Genomic DNA, 17416 nt, shown 5'->3' with positions numbered 1-17416 from the left:
ATTTTTGGATGGGCAAGTATTTGGTAAGCAGTCTTATACTTTAGCTGGTGAGGTGGATTTTGAGTAATAAGCGGGCAAGTATAAATAGCCGCTGCCAAAAGAGCAAATGTTGGCAGCGGCTATGGGAAGAACTTTATCCGAGAGCAAGTGCTCTCACGGCCTGTCGGTATTGCTCAAAATCGGCAGCATTTGATGCGTTATCAGTGAAAATCTCAAGTATGGCGGCACCGTTATCTTTGGCGAAAAAGGCCGGGAGCGCTTTTTGCAGTTCGCTGAAAGTATGAACGGCGGTGTAGTTCAGGTTAAAGTCGCGGGCTGTGTTTTGGGCGTCGAGGGCCTGTTTTGTCTCGAAGTATGGCTCCAGTTCGGGCTGCTGCTTCGGGCCGTCTATTAACCTGAAAATGCCGCCTGCGTGGTTATTAAGCAGCACAATACGCAGGTTTGGCGGCAGGTAGTTGTGCCACAGGCCGTTGCGGTCATAGAAAAACGCCAGGTCGCCGGTTAGCAGCGTTACAGTGCTCTGGCTGGTAAGCGCGCAGCCCACAGCCGTACTGTTGCTGCCATCTATCCCGCTGGTGCCCCGATTAGCGTATACTTCAACTTCCTGCTCCGGCATAAGCCCTGCAATGTTGGCATAGCGCACCGACATGGAGTTGGCCAGGTGCAGCTTGCTTTGCTTAGGCAGCTGCTCCAGTACCATTGCCACCAGCGTTAGTTCGTTGTACTGCTGCTTGCCAGCGTACTTCTGCAGAAATGCACTGGCAGCTTGCGTACTCTGTTCCCAGGCCTTAACAAAAGAAGCTTCGTTTTTAGTGCTCCCAGCCATACTTGCAAAAAAGCTGTAAGGCGTGCACCGTATAATTTTGGTCAGCGATTGAAAGGTGTCGGCCACCTGCCCCGCAGGCTGCACATGCCAATGGGCATTAGGCTTATGCTTGCGCAAGTATAGCTTCAGAGCTTTGGATATGGTTGATTTTCCGAAGCTGATGAGCAGATCGGGCTGCAGTTGGGCAAGTGTGTTTTGGTCGGTGTTGGCGAAAATGATGTCCTGGTAGCGTACAGCTTGGTCCAGGGTATGGGTGTTGCTAATGACATCTCCCACCAAAATAGCACCTGTGGTATCAGCAAAAGCTTTAATGCGTTGCAATAACCGCAAATCCTGTTGCATGTGGCCGGCCAGCACTACCACACGCTTATACTTCATGATCTCCTGCTGCAACCGCAACGACTGAAACTCGGTGAGCTGGTAAGCCTGCGGCTCCTCCTCGATGATCTTTACAGTGCTGTCATACTTCAGCTCTGTGCCTGGGGCAGGGTAGAACGGCTCACGCAAGGGCACATTGATATGCACAGGCCCTGCAGGGTATGCCATCGCTTCGTTCAACGCCTCAGAAATCTGTCGCTCGCTTTGCCAGACGGCATCCGGGTGTGCCAGATCCACGGGGAAAGTATAGCTTTTTTTGATGTGCTGCCCAAACACGTTTTGCTGGCGTATGGTTTGGCCGTCGAGCTGGTCTATCCACTCCGGCGGGCGATCAGCGGTTAACACCAAAAGCGGCACCTCCTGGAAATATGCCTCAGCCACAGCAGGCGCATAGTTAAGGGCCGCCGTGCCCGACGTGCAAACGAGCACCGTTGGCTTGCCTGAAGTAAGTGCCATGCCCAAGGCAATAAAAGCGGCAGCACGTTCATCGCTCACTGTGCGTACCGTAAGTTTCGGGTGGCGGGCAAAGGCAATCGTTAAAGGCGCACACCGCGACCCCGGCGATAAAACCACCTGCTCCACACCTTTCAGGGCACAAATCTCAGCAATATTTACAACAGGTTGGATCATGGTTTTTGTTGAACTGCTTAATTGTTTAATTGTTAAATGGCTGGGTAGTTAACTCAGTTAAGGTTTAAATAATGTCAAAGTATGTATTCTACTAGTGCCTTTTAGCCGTTGCTATGTTTAGCGTGGCAACAATTTAACAATATAGCAATTAATGACTCATTCAAAATTAAGTAGTATCTGGCGCATGGTTTGCATTTTGTGCTCCGTTTCCTGCCATTCCTTCTGCGGGTCTGACTCTGAAGTTACGCCTGCGCCGGCATAAAGTATGGCCTCCTTTGGCAGCAGTTCCATGCAGCGTAGATTTACGTACAAATGTGCGCCTGCCGCTTGGCCAACCGGGCCCAGGTAGCCGCTGTAGTAGCGCCGTTGGTAACCTTCGTGGGAAAGTATGAATTGCAGCGCAGGTTCCTTGGGCAAGCCGCACACGGCAGAGGTTGGGTGCAGCAACTCCAGCATATCTGTGCCCAAGGTTGGGAAGTGCACTTCTTTCATATCTACCCGGAAATCGGTGCGCAGGTGCATCAAATTGCCAGCCACCACCGTGCGCGGCCCTATTTCGGAGTAATCGCGCAGGCGCAATTTTTTAAAGCAGCTAAGTATGTAGCGTTCTACCATCGCCTGTTCCTCAATCTCCTTCTGCCGCCAGATGGCATCGGCCACGTTGGCAACCGCCGTTTGCGTGCCCGCCAGGGCTACTGTATGGAAAACCTGATCCTCGTTTATACTTACCAGTATCTCGGGGGATGCGCCCATCCAGGTGCCCACGCCCGGCACTGATACCAGCGATACAAAAGCGCGCGGGTAAGCCTCAGCCATAGCCTCAAAAGCCGTTACAGCACAGAAATTTTCAGGCAACGGTTCCTGTTTGCAGCGCGACAGCACTACTTTTTCCATATTTCCCGCAGCTATGGCCTCCACGGCGCTGCTAACAGCGCGGGTGAAATCCTGCTCGTTCTGGTTTTGCTGCTCGTTTCTGGCAGGTGTATGCCAACCATCAACAGCATCTGCCGCCAGCAAGGTATAAAACGCTTCCTGCTGGTGCTTTGGCAGGTCATCGGCAAACGTATAGTTCCGGGCCTGCCCATCGAAGTATACATCCGCCTTAATAAAGAGGTTATGGTGCGTAGCTGTTGCCTCAAACGGACAGAATAAAAAGCCGAAGGGGCTCCGCTCCAGTTGTGGTTGCCCGGTGCAAAGGTTATCGCCGAGCTGTATGCAGGCTTCCATCTTTTGGGCATTGGGCTGGCGCCAAAGGGCTACTGCCTTCTGCCCGGCCATGGCTGCCCGGAAAAACTGTTGCAGTGTATGGTGTAGGGGTGCTTTACCCATTAAGTTTATACTTGCCAGGGTTATAAAGCCCCGTTTTGTAAACGTTATTTTTTGTCGATCACGGCTACCGTCATGCGGCTGATGCAGATCATGTCGCCGGCCTCGTTCGTGATCTTGGTTTCCCAGACCTGCGTGCTGCGGCCCACATGGATCGGGGTGGCCTTGCCATACACCCAGCCCGTGCTGATGCCGCGCATGTGGTTGGCATTGATCTCTAAACCGACGCAGGCTTTTTTTGTTAGGTCAACCTGCAGGGCGGCACCCATACTTGCCAACGACTCGGCCAGCACCACCGAGGCACCGCCGTGCAGCAGGCCCATGGGCTGGTGCGTACGCTGATCTACAGGCATTCTGCCGCACAAAAAGTCCTTGCCCACCTCCGTAATCTCAATGCCCAAGTGCTCGATCATGGTGTTTTTGCACCACTCTTTTACACGCTCTATCGTATCTGTATTTTTATCCATGGGATGTGATGTCTAAATTAGCGCTCACATTAATGTAAGAAGGCAAAAGTAGAAGAATTTTGAGTATTAAGAAAGTATACCTCATCCGCCACGGCCAAACCGATTATAATCTCGAGAGCATTGTGCAGGGCAGCGGCGTAGACTCCAACCTAAACGCAACGGGCCGCCGGCAGGCCGAGCTTTTTTACGAAAAGTATAAACACATTCCTTTTGATAAGGTTTATACCTCCACTTTGCAGCGAAGCATGCAGTCGGTGCAGGGCTTTATCGACCTTGGCATACCGCACGAACAGCACACCGGCCTGAACGAGATAAACTGGGGCACCCGCGAAGGCACGCGCATCACACCGGAGGAGGACGCTTATTACCACAGCATCCTGCAAACCTGGTGTGATGGCAATACCGATATTTGCATTGAAGGCGGCGAAAGCCCGGACCTAGTGTACCAGCGCCAAACGCCGGTAATTGACCTGATACTGAGCCGGCCCGAAGAGGAAACCATACTTATTTGCATGCATGGGCGGGCCATGCGGGTAATGCTGTGCCAGCTACTCCGTTACCCGCTGCGCTGCATGGATGAGTTCCAGCACCAGAACCTATGCCTCTACGAGCTAGACTACACCGGAAGTATGTTTTCTGTGAACAAATACTGCGATGTCACACATCTGCAACCCTCCAGGGTATAGCAATTGCAGAAGTAACATCTATTTCTTTTAGAATTTAAGCTTGATTGTGTAAATTGCTCCTCGGAGCTATGTGTGCCGCCTGCAGTTTAAAAAGACTTTGTCAGGTGTAATCCTATCTTTGTACGCAAACATAGTTTGAATAAAATATTTTTAAATCTAATTTTGGGCGGATAATAGAAGACCTATTGGGCAAATAAAACAACACGAGATTTATGGCTGAAGTTATAAGAATGCCCAAGATGAGCGACACGATGACAGAGGGGGTGATTGCATCTTGGTTAAAAAAAGAAGGCGATAAGGTGAGCGCTGGCGACATCCTGGCCGAAGTGGAAACCGACAAGGCGACCATGGAACTGGAATCCTACGAGGATGGTACGCTGCTCTATATCGGGCCAAAGAAAGGCGACTCTGTACCGGTTGATGCGCTGATTGCCATCATCGGTAAGGAAGGTGAAGACATCTCTGGCATGCTGGACGAGGCAAAAGGTGGCAAACCTGCCGCCGCCAAAGAAGAGGCAAAACCGGAACCGAAAGAGGAACAGACCAAGCCGGTAGCTGCGAAAGAAGAGGCACCAGCCAAGGTAGCCGACACCAGCAACATCAAGGCTTCTGTTATCCGCATGCCAAAAATGAGCGATACCATGACCGAGGGTGTGCTTGTAAGCTGGCAGAAAAAAGAAGGCGATAAAGTGAAGTCCGGCGACATTCTGGCTGAAGTGGAAACCGACAAGGCAACCATGGAGCTGGAGTCTTACGAGGACGGAACACTGCTATACATTGGCGTAAACGAAGGTGATTCTGTAGCCGTTGATGCCATCATCGCGATCATCGGCGAGGAAGGTGCAGACTACAAGGCGCTGCTTAACGCGGCATCATCCAACAAAGAAACCCGCCAGGAAAACGCACAGACCGATGAGGCTGTTGAAACATCTGTAGAGGCTGCCACATCAGAAAAAGTTGAAGAGACAAAAGTTACGGATACTGCTGTAGCATCTGACAATGGCCGTATCAAGGCTTCCCCGCTGGCAAAGCGCGTTGCCAAGGAGAAAGGCGTTAGCCTTGCTCAGGTAAAAGGCTCCGGCGAGGGCGGGCGCATCGTGCTTCGCGATGTGGAAAGCTTCACTCCGTCGGCTGCTCCACAAAAAGCCGCGGCACCGCAGGCTGCTCCTGCTGCCATACCAGGCGCTCCATCCGAAGAGTATGAGGAAGTGAACGTATCGCAGATGCGCAAGGTAATTGCCCGCCGTCTGGCCGAAAGCAAGTTCTCTGCGCCGCACTTCTACCTGACCATGGAAATTGATATGGACAAAGCCATTGAGGCGCGTGCCAGCATCAATGAGGTGTCTCCGGTTAAGGTATCATTTAACGACCTAGTGATTAAAGCTGCTGCTGCCGCCCTTCGTCAGCACCCGGCGGTTAACTCGTCGTGGTTAGGCGATAAGATCCGTTACAACAAGCACATCAACATTGGTGTAGCCGTAGCGGTGGAAGAAGGCTTGCTGGTACCGGTTGTTCGTAACGCAGACTATAAGTCACTGTCGTCCATCTCGGCTGAGGTAAAAGACCTGGGTGGCAAAGCGAAAACCAAGAAGCTGCAGCCCTCTGACTGGGAAGGAAACACCTTTACCATCTCCAACCTGGGCATGTTTGGCATCGAGGAGTTTACTGCCATCATCAATCCACCGGATGCCTGCATCATGGCAGTAGGTGGCATTAAGCAGACGCCAGTGGTGAAGAACGGCAACATCCAGATTGGCAACGTGATGAAAGTAACGCTTTCCTGCGATCACCGCGTGGTGGACGGAGCCGTTGGTTCTGCCTTCCTGCAAACCTTTAAGAACCTGCTAGAGAACCCGGTGAGAATACTGGTGTAAATTATCTCTTAGCTATAAGTTTAGAAAGCCTCTCTGGAAACAGGGGGGCTTTTTGTTTTATTGTGGATATGCTTGGTTTACAAGCGCGTCTTAAAATAACACTTCCTTAATGAAAAGGAAATGTATAAAATGAAACCAATATAGTTATATGAAGTAAAAGCAGTGGTGCTATAACAATAACAAGATGTGATAGTGTAGAACGGATAGTTGCAGCACATGACCTTGAGTTTTGTTCAACCCATATACTTCTTTAACTATCGCATGAAAAAATTATTACACCCGCTTAGGCTGCTGGGTCTATTGATTTGCCTTTACCTCCCTGGGGTGGCAAACGCGCAGCAGGTCTTTATCAATGAAATCCATTATGATAATGATGGTACTGATGCCAACGAGGCCATCGAGATTATGGGTCCGGCCAATACCGATCTCACTGGGTGGCGCTTGGTGCTGTATAACGGCGCTAACGGTGCGGCATACGATACCCGAAACCTTACGGGCACTATCCCTGGCAATAGCTCGCTCTACCACGGGTTTGTGGTGGTAAACTACCCATCCAACGGCATTCAAAATGGGGCACCTGATGGTATGGCCTTAGTAAACGCGTCTAACGAGGTTATTCAGTTTTTAAGCTACGAAGGCGCTTTTATAGCCACAGATGGCCCGGCCAGTGGCATGACCAGCCAGGACATTGGCGTAAGCGAAACCACAAACACACCTTTAGGCTTCTCTTTGCAGTTAGCAGGAGCTGGTATTGTATACACCGACTTTACCTGGAAGGCTGAGGCACAAAGCACCTTTGGCGCTGCCAACAGCGAGCAAACGCTACCTCTAGGAGGAGGAGATCCTGACCCAGACCCTGAGCCAACCCCTGTGGCATCCGTTGTCTTCATAAACGAGCTGCATTACGACAATGACGGAGCCGATGCCAACGAAGGCGTTGAGGTGGCTGGCCTGGCAGGCACGAACCTTACCGGTTGGCAACTGATCGGGTATAACGGTAGCAACGGCAGCGTTTACTCCACGCTCAACCTCTCGGGGGTACTGCCCAATCAGCAAGCTGGTTTCGGCACACAGTTTTTTGCTATAGCAGGCCTGCAAAATGGCTCTCCTGATGGCGTAGCACTTATAAACCCAGATGGGGACGTAGTGCAGTTTCTGAGCTACGAAGGGGCATTTACAGCCGAGGGAGGTCCTGCCGATGGCATGATGAGCACCGACATTGGCGTAAGTGAGGCTAGCAGCTCGCCAATAGGCCATTCGCTGCAGCTGACGGGTGCAGGCTCCTCGTATGAGGCGTTTACCTGGGCAAGCAGTGCGGTTTCAACCTATAATGTTGTAAACACAGGCCAGATATTTCTGCCCCTGCAGGATATCGTATTCATCAACGAGCTGCATTATGATAACGACGGCACGGATATAAACGAAGGCGTGGAAGTGGCCGGAAATGCGGGCGCAGACCTGAGTGGCTGGCAGCTGATCGCCTATAACGGAAACGGCGGGGCTTCCTACGAAACAGTTAACCTAAGCGGAACAATCCCGAACCAGGATAGCGGTTACGGCACGATATTCTTCCCGATTGCCGGCCTGCAAAACGGTGCGCCCGATGGCATTGCCTTGGTAAACACGGATGGCGAGGTAGTTCAGTTCCTGAGCTACGAAGGAAGTATGACGGCCACAAACGGCCCAGCCTTAGGCTTAACCAGTGAGGACATTGGGGTGGCAGAGGGTAGCTCGACGCCCATAAATTACTCTTTGCAGCTAACAGGTACAGGCACAACATATGCTGATTTTACCTGGAGCGGTCCGATTGCCAGTACCTACAATGCTGTTAACACCGGCCAGAGTTTTGGCGGCGGCAACCCAGATCCAGACCCGGAAGTGCCACAAAAAGGAAGTATAGCCGAGGCCAGAAGCCTGCCTGTGGGCACGGTGGTAACGGTGCGCGGCGTGCTCACGGCAACCGATCAGTTTGGCGGCCCGGCTTATATGCAGGACTCCACGGCTGGCATTGCGGTGTTTGATGCCCAGGTACATGGCGAAAACAAATTTGCCATCGGCGACTCCTTGCAGATTACAGCTAAGGTAGATCAGTTTAACCAAATGGCCGAGCTGGTGAATATTACCGAGCTTATCCCATTAGGCCAGGCTACCACTCCAGTTACACCTATTGTAGCTTCCATCGCTGAGCTAAAACCCCTTGAGGGCATGCTGGTAACCATACCTAACGCCACTTTTACAGATACTTCGGGCCTGCTTTTCCCGGACAGCAATTACCGCGTAACCGACGGGACAGGCGCTGTAGATGTGCGTATTGATGCCGATGTAGCCAGCCTGATTGGCCGTTACAAGCCCGCAGAGCCTGTCACCATTACGGGCATCGTCAGTAGCTTTAAAGGCGCATTGCAGGTGCTTCCTCGTTTTATAGATGACCTTCCGGGAACGAAACCTTACGAGGCGGCCGGCTCAGATATTCCGGTGGCGAAAACACTGGACGTGATGACCTGGAACATGGAATTCTTTGGTGCCACGCAGCCAGATTTCGGCCCGAACAATGAGCTGCTCCAGCTGCAGAACGCCGCCGCGCTCCTTGATAGCGTGCATGCCGATATTATTGCCGTGCAGGAGATCTCTGATGATAACCAGCTGCAGCAACTAGTGGACATGATGCCCGGCTACGCCAAAGTATGCTCCGATCGTTACTCATACTCCTTCAATGGTCCGGACCCAAGCTTCCCGCCGCAAAAGCTCTGCTTTATCTATAACACCGCAGTTATTTCAGTAGTTGAGGCGCGCGTGATGTTCGAGGAAATGTATGATGCCGCTCGCACCGGACAGAGCCAGGCCCTAAACAACTACCCAACCGGCGATCCTTCGTCGTTCTGGTCCAGTGGCCGCCTGCCTTACATGCTCACTGTTGATGCTACCATTGAGGGCATCACTGAGCGCATCAACCTGATCAATATACACGCGAAGTCCGGTTCTGCCAGCGCCGACCTGGCCCGCCGTGCTTACGATGTGCAGGTGCTGAAGGACTCCCTGGATGTACACTATGCAAATGCCAACATCATTCTTTTAGGCGATTATAACGATGATGTAGATGCATCGATTGGCAACGGACAGACTGCCTACCAATTATTCGTGCAGGATGCGGATGATTACCGTGCGGTAACGCTGTCGCTGAGCGAGGCAGGCCTGCGCTCTTTTATTACGCAGGATAATGTAATAGACCACATCACGATCAGCAATGAGTTGTTTGACGAGTATGTGGTGGGTTCTGAGAGTCTTGTCATTCCCTTTACTTACATTGCTAACTACGTGAACACCACGTCAGACCACCTGCCTGTAAAAACGCGCTTCGAACTGAAGGCTCCACTGGTTGTTGATGCGGGCCCTGGCAAGACCGTATACTTTGGCTACGCCCCCGAAGCTTGCACCACACTGAGCGCTAGCGCGGCCACGGGCGGCTCCGGAGTTTATACCTATAGCTGGAGCAACGGCCAGTCTGGGCAAAGTATAAATGTATGCCCCGAGGTGAGCACCACCTACTTTGTTACTATCACTGATAGTTATGGCCGCACCGCCACCGATTCGGTGCAAGTTTGTGTGGTAAACGTAGTATACCAACGCACCAAGAATATTCAACTGGTGGAGATGTGCTACAGAACTGGCTCCAGAGCACGAACGGTATATGTGCCGGAGCATGGCGTGGAAGCTTACCTGAGGCTGGGTGCCACCCTTGGCAGCTGCGAAGACAAGCCTTGTGAGGAAGATGCCTTGCCGCAAGAGCCAGTAGCCAAGCCAGTATACCTCGTAAAAGTTTACCCTAACCCGCTCGTTGATTATGCTGATGTAAGTATAGAAAACGCAGCAGATGGCCTGGTTGAGGTTGCACTTTACGACATGTATAATAACTTGATCATCAATAAGACCTACCGCGCTAGAAATGGTGGTTTTAGGTTAGAACTGCGTGATAGCAGAATCAAGCCGGGTGTATACATGCTTAAAATAAGCGGTGCCGAAGGAAGCCAGACGGTAAGGCTACTGAAGCAGTAAAACAACTTACATAGAAACAAGAAAGCCCGGCATAACCGGGCTTTCTTGTTTCTATACTTTAGGTTAGGTGCCGTCAAAGCTCTTCGCTTCCGGACTGTTGCTCCACCAGCTTTTCTGCCCGAAACAGGTCGTCGGCGGCTTGCAGAATTTTAGCTTTCAGCTTTGGGTTGTAGTCTGGGTGCTGCGCCACGAACTCGCGGACAACCCGTGCCGCTGAGGTGGTTTGGTAGGAGCCAAGCGTAGCCCGCAGCCAGTTAAACGGGAAGAAGATATCGCCGGTACGCTGTATCTCCTCCAACAACGCCAGGCTTTGTGGCAGGTATTTCTCAGAGGTTTTGGCGCGAAGCGGATGGTGCAGGTAGCCCAGGGCAGAGGCCACCCAGGATTCCTTCTCACGATTTTCGGCATCGGCCAGGGAGGCAAAGAACTTATCGCGCACAGCCACATCCGCAGAAAGGGCCGGCATAAGGTAAGCCAGGCGCTGCTTACGGTCGGGGTTTTGGATGCGCTGCTGTTGTTGCTCTAAAATGTCTGTGCCATAATCCCGGACGGCTAGGGCCAGTGCCAGTGAGGTATAATCGTCTTCGGACAGTTTAATGCCGGAAGGCGGCGTCTGGCTTTGCCATACCTTGTAAAGCTGGTCCTGCGCTTTTTTTGTAAGCGCTATACTTTGGTAGGCTTTAAAGAGTAGCTTCTTGTTGTTGCTGGCTTTCTGTGCCTCTATGGCATCCCAAAGGCTTTGCTCCAGCGCTACGGCATACTGCTGGCGTTGCTGGGGCGTAAGCAAAAGCCAGTATACATCGCTGAGCTGGCCGCTGATCAGCTTCAGGTTAAGCTCTTCCTGCTCCTGCGTAAGTCTTTTTTGGTAGAGGCTGAGCAGTTGCTGCGGCTTAACTGCGCGGCCATTTAGCATGTTCTCGTACAGGTTAATGTAGCTGGATGCACGCTGCACGGGGTCCTGCAAAGTATACGTTTTTTCTGGCAGTTTCTCATCCACCGGGAAAACGCCATACCCTTGGCCGGTAGAATTGAAAAGTATGAATTGCGGTGCGTCTTTGCCAATGGCTTCCTGCACGCTAACTTCGGCGTTGGTCATGTCCACGGTTAGCTGCTCGGTACGGTTGGGGTATACCAGCGCGATCTCGAAAAACTGAGGCCACACGCGGTCAGAGCCATCCTCGCCGCGTTGGGTTAGCGTAAGGCTCTTGATTTTGCCATTAGCGGTTTCCAGGGTATGCGAGAAAATTGGCCGGCCCGGTTCGTTTACCCATACCTGGTTCCATTGCTGCAGGTCGGCTGGGGTGCGGGCATCCAGGATCTTGATTAGGTCGGGCCAGGTGGCGTTTTGGTAGGCGTAGGTTTTCAGGTACTCCTGCAGGCCTTCCTTAAAGGCTTGCTCGCCCATCAAACGTTCTAACTGGCGCATCATGATCGGGGCTTTGTGGTAGATGATGCTGCCATAAAGCGAGCCCGCATCCTGCAGGTTGTCGAGTGGCTGACGGATCGGGTTGGCGCCAGTGGTGCGGTCGATGCTGTAGGCCGCCGGGAAATGATCCACCAGAAACTTCATGTCGAAATTGGTGTCCTTCAGCGCAACCTGTGTGATCTTATCGGCCATAAAATTGGCAAACACCTCTTTCATCCATACATCGTTGAACCACTGCATGGTAACCAGGTCGCCGAACCACATGTGCGCCGTTTCGTGCGCGATCAGGTTAGAGCGTGAGATCTTCTGATCCTTGGTTGCGCCCTCATCCAGGAACAGGCTGGCCGCCTTGTACTGTATCGCGCCCACATGCTCCATGCCGCCGTACTGGAAATCGGGAATGGCTACAAAATCAAACTTCTGGAAAGGGTAGGGAATCTGCGTGTAATCCTCGAGAAAAGTGAGCGCATCCCGGTGTATCTGGAAGATCGGCCCCATACTTTCCCGTATCTTCTCGGCATCGGTCTCGCGGTGGTAAAAGTGCATGTTCACGCCATCTATGTTGCGCTGCACGTGGCTGAACTTGCCGGCGGCAAAGGAGAACAGGTAGGTCGGGATGGTATCGGAGGTAGCAAAAGTATAAGTCTTTGCCATGCCCTGCACCGTGGAGTCCTGAAGTGTTCCGTTGGCCAGCGCACTCCATGTTTTGGGCAATGTGAGGGCCAGTTTAAACGTTGCCTTCAGGTTTGGCTGGTCAAAAATAGGCAATACCGTGCGGGCGCGGTCCGGCACTAGCAAGGTATACAGGTAGTCCTGGTTGCGGTTCAGTGAGAGGTCTCCGGCGATAAACTCAACCTTAACTTCGTTCTGGCCCTTTTTAAGGTATTTTGCAGGAAGTATGATATGCTCCTGGGCTATACTTGCCTCAATCTTTTCCCCGTTTAGCCATACTTGTTTCAGGTGATCAGGGCTTTCCTTAAAGTCGAGTTGCAGTGGCTGGCTGTTGTCAGAGAGGTTAAAGCTGATTTTTTCCGAACCCATAATAGGCTGCTGCTTCTGCTCCGGAATGGTTAGGCTGATGTCGTAGGCGATCTGGCTGAGCACCTGCTTGCGGTAATCGGCCAGCTCTTTCGAAACCCCGGCCTCCACCGGCACCGACTCCGTGGTGGCCATCGGTCCGCTGCAGGCGGCGCTTAAAAGGGAAAGGCTAGCTATCAGTATTCTTCTGTTCGTCTTTTTCATCTTATCCAAATATACTTAAAAGTGGCTAAACACCGAAGTAAACCCGCGTTAGCGCCTATGTGGTAAGGCATCCTCAGAAATATTTCCGTTCTTTAGGTGATAAAGTATAAGCGAATCACTTGCACCAGGAGTCATACTTAAAAGCCTGCCTGGCGCAGCCATTCGCACTTAAAAGACACATATAAAAATGAAGTATACCGTAGTAGTTGCCTCTAAAAATCCGGTAAAAGTTCAGGCTGCCCTGGATGGCTTTGACCGCATGTTTCCGGACAGAGAGTTTGTGGCACAGCCGCTTAGCGTTCCGTCGGGTGTGGCCGACCAGCCCGTATCGGAGCAGGAAACGCTGCAGGGGGCGCTAAACCGTGTACAAAATGCACGCCATGTACAACCTGAGGCTGATTTTTGGATCGGGATAGAAGGTGGCGTGGCAGAGGAGTATGGCCAGCTGGCGGCCTTTGCCTGGGTGGTGGTGCAGGACCGGGAGCAGCTGGGCAAGGCACGCTCGGGCACGTTTTACCTGCCGCCTGCCGTGCAGCAACTCGTGCAGCAAGGTATAGAATTAGGCAAAGCCAACGACATGATCTTTAACCACGAGAACTCAAAGCAGAAGGGCGGTGCTATCGGTATACTTAGTAACAATGCCCTGAGTAGGCGCGAGCTGTACGAGCAGGCTGTGGTGCTGGCCTTGGTTCCGATCAAAAACAAAACGCTATACCTGAACCCGGAGCCACACACGCAAGTATAAATTACTTATGCCTGAGATAATCCAAAACCCTCCTTTGCTGATGTGCCCGGTTGGCGATGCCGCCGTGGAGCTGCAGTTCGGCCATAAGATCAGTAAAAAGATACTTAACCGCATACGTGCCGTGGCGCATGTGCTGGAGCAACAGCCTTTTCCAGGGTTGCTGGAGTTTGTGCCCGCCTATACTACGCTCACAGTATATTACGACCCATGGGTGCTGAGCCAACACGGTAAACTGGATGCCTACGAGGAGCTGATGCTGAAACTGGAAGCGCTGCTGGAGCAGGTGCAGGTGCAAAGATCTGAACGAGCTCGTGTGGTGGAGCTACCAGTGGTTTATGGAGGCAGTTACGGCCCGGACCTGGCCTTGGTGGCCGAGCATACCGGCTTAAGTATAAACGAAGTGATCCGGCTGCACAGCAACACTGATTACCTGGTGCACATGATTGGCTTCGCGCCGGGCTTCCCGTACCTGGGCGGAATGGATGCCAGGCTGGAAACTCCGCGCAAGGCCACGCCGCGAACAAAAATACCGGCAGGCAGCGTGGGCATAGCAGGCGCCCAGACAGGTGTGTACCCTATTAGCACGCCCGGCGGCTGGCAGCTCATCGGCCAAACGCCGCTGCAACTCTTCAACCCCAACCGAGATGAGCCCAGCCTGTTGCAGGCCGGTGATATTGTCCGGTTTGTACCCATCCCTGAAAGTGAGTTTCTGGCAAAGAAGGAGGCAAGCGCATGAGCTTAACTGTTTTAAAGCCTGGTTTGCTGACTACGGTGCAGGACTTAGGCCGGAAAGGGCACCAGCGACAGGGCGTAGTTGTGGGCGGCGCCATGGACAAGTTAGCTTTGCGTATGGCTAATCTGCTGGTCGGTAACGACGAAAATGCAGCCGTGCTGGAGATAACCATGGTGGGCCCGGAACTACTATTTGAGCATGATACATTAATCGCTTTAACCGGCGCCGATTTATCTGCAAGTATAAATGAGCAACCCGTGCGCCTTTGGCGGCCACTATTGATAAAAGCCGGAAGTATACTTTCCTTTGGCAGGCCCGTGCTAGGCAACTATACGTATCTGGCACTAGCAGGAGGTATTAATGTTGATGCCTCGATGGGTAGCCGCTCCACGTATTTACGCGCTGGCCTGGGCGGGCTGGAAGGCCGTGCGCTGCGTGCCGGCGATACGCTTGCAAAAGAAGAGGCAAAAGCCGAAAGCGTATTACTGCTCAGCGACCTGCTCCTTCACCCAAAAACAGACAGCCCCTTTATAGAAGCCTCTTGGTCACCGGAGCCGGAGTTGTTGCCGGCATACCAACCTGCGCCTACGCTGCGCGCTTTGCCTGGCCTGGAGTTTAACTGCTTCACCGAGAATAGCCGGGAGTATATCTGGCAGGAGAAGTTTAAGGTTAGCACGCAATCCGATAGAATGGGGTGCCGCCTGCAGGGTGTCAGCCTTTCTTTAACCGAGGAAATGGAGCTACTTTCCACTGCCGTTAGCTATGGCATGGTGCAAGTGCCCCCGCAAGGCGATCCGATCATCCTGATGGCCGATTGCCAGACCACGGGCGGCTACCCGCGCATCGCACAGGTCATAACTGCTGATCTGCCTATACTTGCCCAGGTGCAACCGGGCGGCGTCATCCGGTTTGAAGAGGTTTCTTTGGAAGAGGCCCAACGCTTACTATATCTGCTGGAGAAACAACTGCTTGCCTTGCGGCAGGCCATCCTTTACAAACTACACCAATCATGATACAAGCTACCGTAGACCTGAACTGCGACATGGGCGAAAGCTTCGGAACCTGGCGCATGGGCAACGACAGCGAACTACTGAAGTATGTAAGCTCTGCCAACATTGCCTGCGGCTACCATGCCGGCGACCCACTAACGATGCAGCAAACCGTAAAGCTTGCCTTGGAAAACGGCGTGGCCATCGGTGCACATCCCGGCTTGCCTGATCTGGTTGGTTTTGGGCGCCGCGACATGGCTGTCAGCGCCAAAGAAGTATACAACATGGTGCTGTACCAGGTTGGGGCACTGGCCGCTCTTGCTAAAGCCGAGGGCGCTAAACTGCATCATATTAAGCCACACGGAGCCCTTTATAACATGGCGGCAACAAAACCTGCTCTGGCTGAAGCCATTGCCGAGGCAATGTATAAGTATGACCCTGAGCTGATACTATATGGCTTGGCAGGCAGTGCGTTGGTATCAGCCGGAGAAAAGCTAGGACTAGCCACGGCAAGCGAGGTGTTTGCCGACCGGACCTACCAACACGACGGCACCTTAACGCCACGCAGCCAACCGGATGCTTTAATCTCAGAGCCGGAGCAGGCGGTGCAGCAAGTGGTGCGTATGGTAACCGAAGGCAAGGTGCAGTCGCGGCAGGGCATGGAGGTAAGTATAAAAGCGGATACAATTTGCATCCATGGCGATGGGCCGCATGCGCTCAGGTTTGCCCAAATAATCAACGAAAGCCTTCGTGCCGAAAACATCAACATCGCAGCCATTTAACCACCCTATGAGAAAAAGAAACTGGAGCGTACTGCTCGGTGCCGCCTTCCTGATGGCTACGTCTGCCGTAGGGCCGGGCTTCCTGACCCAAACCACCGTTTTCACCCAGCAACTGGCCGCCAGCTTCGGCTTTGTCATCCTTATTTCGATTATACTTGATATTGGCGTACAGCTGAATGTTTGGCGCGTTATTGCCGTGTCGGAGCGCAGGGCCCAGGATATTGCCAACCTCGTTTTGCCCGGCCTGGGCGCCTTTGTAACCTTCCTGATTGTGCTGGGCGGGCTGGCGTTTAACATCGGGAACGTGGGCGGTGCAGGGCTAGGGTTTAACGTTTTGCTAGGGATAAGTCCGGAAACAGGGGCCATGCTGGCTGCAGGTATGGCCATTGCGGTTTTTCTGGTGCGCGAGGCCGGCAAAGTAATGGATAGGTTTGCGCAGGTAATGGGCTTTCTGATGATTCTGCTCATTGTGTACGTAGCCATCACGTCTGGTCCGCCGGTGGGAGAGGCGGTAGCCAAAACATTTATGCCGGATGAGGTGGATGTGCTGGCCATTGTGACGCTGGTAGGGGGCACAGTTGGGGGCTACATTACGTTTGCGGGTGGCCACCGCTTGCTCGATGCCGGCGTGAAAGGCAAAGATGCCCTGCCAGAGGTGACAACCAGTGCCGTATCCGGAATCACGGTTGCGTCTATAATTCGGGTGTTTTTGTTTCTAGCTGCTTTGGGTGTGGTAAGTAAAGGGCTGGTGCTGGATGCCTCCAACCCGCCGGCCTCCGTTTTTCAGCTGGCAGCCGGGAATGTGGGCTATAAACTCTTCGGTGTCGTCATGCTTTCTGCGGCGGTGACGTCGGTTATTGGCTCTGCCTATACTTCGGTGTCGTTCCTGAAATCCTATAGCGGCATCATCCGCCGAAACGAAAACTGGGTTATCATCGGGTTTATACTTGTCTCCACAGCCATTTTCGTGACAATAGGCCAGCCGGTGCGCTTGCTCATACTTGCCGGAGCGCTCAACGGCCTGGTGCTGCCCCTTACGCTAGGGGTTATGTTGCTGGCCGCTTACAAGCCATCCATTGTTGGGCAGTATCGCCACCCCGTGGTGTTAACGGTATTTGGCGTGCTGGTCGTGCTGATAATGGCCTATCTTGGCGGTTATACCTTAATGCAGCAAGTTCCAAAGCTTTTCAACTGATCGGGTATGGCCGTTGATTTTTAGCCTTTCTCCAATGTATAAAGTATAAAAGCAGGTGTGCAGG

General features: G+C 52.7%; 12 protein-coding genes. 8 read left to right on the top strand and 4 right to left on the bottom strand.

All coding sequences use genetic code 11. The features are described 5' to 3' along the window. Nucleotides 1-133: 133 nt before the first annotated feature. From menD to D1627_RS00340, 3 genes are all read right to left on the bottom strand, one after another. Nucleotides 134-1834, bottom strand: a complete 1701-nt coding sequence (gene menD, locus D1627_RS00350; protein WP_119430243.1) for a 2-succinyl-5-enolpyruvyl-6-hydroxy-3-cyclohexene-1-carboxylic-acid synthase — start codon at nucleotides 1832-1834, stop codon at nucleotides 134-136. Between the two features lie 156 nt (nucleotides 1835-1990). After that, nucleotides 1991-3163 (bottom strand): chorismate-binding protein, encoded by a 1173-nt coding sequence (locus D1627_RS00345; RefSeq protein ID WP_233555454.1) that lies wholly within the window; start codon nucleotides 3161-3163, stop codon nucleotides 1991-1993. Between the two features lie 44 nt (nucleotides 3164-3207). Continuing rightward, on the bottom strand, nucleotides 3208-3627 hold the full coding sequence (locus tag D1627_RS00340) for a hotdog fold thioesterase (RefSeq protein WP_119430242.1): 420 nt from the start codon (nucleotides 3625-3627) through the stop codon (nucleotides 3208-3210). 59 nt (nucleotides 3628-3686) lie between these two features. Here D1627_RS00340 and D1627_RS00335 point away from each other — a divergent pair, with 59 nt between their 5' ends. From D1627_RS00335 to D1627_RS00325, 3 genes are all read left to right on the top strand, one after another. Beyond that, nucleotides 3687-4313, top strand: a complete 627-nt coding sequence (locus D1627_RS00335; protein ID WP_119430241.1) for a histidine phosphatase family protein — start codon at nucleotides 3687-3689, stop codon at nucleotides 4311-4313. Nucleotides 4314-4525: 212 nt separating this feature from the next. Further along, entirely contained in the window at nucleotides 4526-6187 is a 1662-nt protein-coding gene (locus D1627_RS00330) for a pyruvate dehydrogenase complex dihydrolipoamide acetyltransferase (RefSeq protein WP_119430240.1), read from the top strand. A 261-nt stretch (nucleotides 6188-6448) separates the two neighbouring features. Then, complete coding sequence (locus D1627_RS00325; protein ID WP_199688347.1) at nucleotides 6449-10240, top strand: DUF5689 domain-containing protein; 3792 nt, start codon at nucleotides 6449-6451, stop codon at nucleotides 10238-10240. Between the two features lie 73 nt (nucleotides 10241-10313). Here the strand turns inward: D1627_RS00325 and D1627_RS00320 are convergent, their stop codons facing one another. Beyond that, on the bottom strand, nucleotides 10314-12908 hold the full coding sequence (locus tag D1627_RS00320; RefSeq protein WP_119430238.1) for a M1 family metallopeptidase: 2595 nt from the start codon (nucleotides 12906-12908) through the stop codon (nucleotides 10314-10316). Nucleotides 12909-13095: 187 nt separating this feature from the next. On the opposite strand from D1627_RS00320, the gene yjjX reads away from it, so the two are divergent. From yjjX to D1627_RS00295, 5 genes are read left to right on the top strand one after another with little or no spacing between them, the layout of a single operon-like run. Continuing rightward, nucleotides 13096-13653 carry an inosine/xanthosine triphosphatase gene (gene yjjX / locus D1627_RS00315; RefSeq protein ID WP_119430237.1) on the top strand — a complete coding sequence of 186 codons (558 nt, stop codon included), beginning with the start codon at nucleotides 13096-13098 and terminating at the stop codon, nucleotides 13651-13653. 7 nt (nucleotides 13654-13660) lie between these two features. Continuing rightward, nucleotides 13661-14389: a 5-oxoprolinase subunit PxpB gene (gene pxpB, locus D1627_RS00310; RefSeq protein WP_233555453.1), complete on the top strand. Its 729-nt coding sequence runs from the start codon at nucleotides 13661-13663 to the stop codon at nucleotides 14387-14389. Beyond that, complete coding sequence (locus D1627_RS00305) at nucleotides 14386-15399, top strand: 5-oxoprolinase subunit C family protein (protein ID WP_119430235.1); 1014 nt, start codon at nucleotides 14386-14388, stop codon at nucleotides 15397-15399. Before pxpB ends, D1627_RS00305 begins: the two co-directional genes overlap by 4 nt. Then, complete coding sequence (locus tag D1627_RS00300; RefSeq protein WP_119430234.1) at nucleotides 15396-16157, top strand: LamB/YcsF family protein; 762 nt, start codon at nucleotides 15396-15398, stop codon at nucleotides 16155-16157. Before D1627_RS00305 ends, D1627_RS00300 begins: the two co-directional genes overlap by 4 nt. 7 nt (nucleotides 16158-16164) lie before the next feature. Beyond that, nucleotides 16165-17352, top strand: a complete 1188-nt coding sequence (locus tag D1627_RS00295) for an NRAMP family divalent metal transporter (protein ID WP_119430233.1) — start codon at nucleotides 16165-16167, stop codon at nucleotides 17350-17352. The last annotated feature ends 64 nt before the right edge of the window (nucleotides 17353-17416 follow it).

This window comes from Pontibacter oryzae, from assembly GCF_003576375.1.
Classification (GTDB): Bacteria; Bacteroidota; Bacteroidia; order Cytophagales; family Hymenobacteraceae; genus Pontibacter; species Pontibacter oryzae.
The sequence above is the reverse complement of the archived record's forward strand: the minus strand, read 5'-3'. Positions and strand labels throughout refer to the sequence as shown.

Bases quoted from the DNA above. Each gene is read 5' to 3' on its own strand.
- menD (WP_119430243.1), bottom strand. From the start codon at position 1,834: ATGATCCAACCTGTTGTAAATATTGCTGAGATTTGTGCCCTGAAAGGT.
- D1627_RS00345 (WP_233555454.1), bottom strand. From the start codon at position 3,163: ATGGGTAAAGCACCCCTACACCATACACTGCAACAGTTTTTCCGGGCA.
- D1627_RS00340 (WP_119430242.1), bottom strand. From the start codon at position 3,627: ATGGATAAAAATACAGATACGATAGAGCGTGTAAAAGAGTGGTGCAAA.
- D1627_RS00330 (WP_119430240.1), top strand. From the start codon at position 4,526: ATGGCTGAAGTTATAAGAATGCCCAAGATGAGCGACACGATGACAGAG.
- D1627_RS00325 (WP_199688347.1), top strand. From the start codon at position 6,449: ATGAAAAAATTATTACACCCGCTTAGGCTGCTGGGTCTATTGATTTGC.
- D1627_RS00320 (WP_119430238.1), bottom strand. From the start codon at position 12,908: ATGAAAAAGACGAACAGAAGAATACTGATAGCTAGCCTTTCCCTTTTA.
- yjjX (WP_119430237.1), top strand. From the start codon at position 13,096: ATGAAGTATACCGTAGTAGTTGCCTCTAAAAATCCGGTAAAAGTTCAG.
- pxpB (WP_233555453.1), top strand. From the start codon at position 13,661: ATGCCTGAGATAATCCAAAACCCTCCTTTGCTGATGTGCCCGGTTGGC.
- D1627_RS00305 (WP_119430235.1), top strand. From the start codon at position 14,386: ATGAGCTTAACTGTTTTAAAGCCTGGTTTGCTGACTACGGTGCAGGAC.
- D1627_RS00300 (WP_119430234.1), top strand. From the start codon at position 15,396: ATGATACAAGCTACCGTAGACCTGAACTGCGACATGGGCGAAAGCTTC.
- D1627_RS00295 (WP_119430233.1), top strand. From the start codon at position 16,165: ATGAGAAAAAGAAACTGGAGCGTACTGCTCGGTGCCGCCTTCCTGATG.